The following is a 646-nucleotide window of genomic DNA, read 5'->3' as shown; positions in this document are numbered from 1 at the left end:
GCTGGGGCGCCGGCCGGGCGGCGGGCTGCTGGGCGGCGGGGCGGGACGCGGCCGGCCGGGCGGCCGCCGGGGCGAACGCGTTCGGGGTGCGGGAGCTGCGGGTGCTCGAGGTCGGGTCCGCGGAGCTCGTGCGCGGCGTGGAGGACCCGGCGGCGTCGTTGCTGCCGGCTGCCGGGTCGGGGGTGGCGGCATCGTGGGCGGGCGCCACCGGGCTCGGCGGGGCCGCCGCCCCGGGGGTGGGTGCGGGGGCCGCCGGCGCGGAGGTCGCGGGCGGGGCCGGCTGGGAGGTCCGGGCCGAGGTGAGGCCCGGGATCGGCACCATCGCGGCCGCGGCCCCCAGCACGACGATCGCCAGCGCGGCGAGGAGCCACGGCCGGTAGCGGCGCAGCGCACCCTGCGGGGCCTGCGGCCCGACCGGGGCGGCGACGGTGCCGACGGGCGGGCGGGGGACATCGCCTCCGGGGATGTGCGGGCGCTCCAGCAGGGCCGTCGTCCCGCGGCCGGGGGCGGGACGGGCGGCGGGGTCGCGGGTGGCCAGCTCCTGGCCGGGCACGGCGGTCGGCCCGGTGTCGGGCGCGGGGCCCCACCGGTCGTCGGGCTCGTCGGCGGTGGCCGGGCGGCGCGCCGCGGAGGCGCCGAGCGCGAC

At 84.7% G+C, this 646-nt stretch carries 1 pseudogene; it reads right to left on the bottom strand.

What is annotated here, in order from left to right:
- A pseudogene (locus ACFPBZ_RS29500) lies at positions 1-646 on the bottom strand (hypothetical protein); the annotation flags it as partial.

Origin of the sequence: Actinomycetospora atypica (assembly GCF_042653685.1) — a bacterium.
Lineage (GTDB): Bacteria > Actinomycetota > Actinomycetes > Mycobacteriales > Pseudonocardiaceae > Actinomycetospora > Actinomycetospora atypica.
Note: the sequence above shows the minus strand (reverse complement) of the source record. Positions and strands in the feature narration are given on the sequence as shown.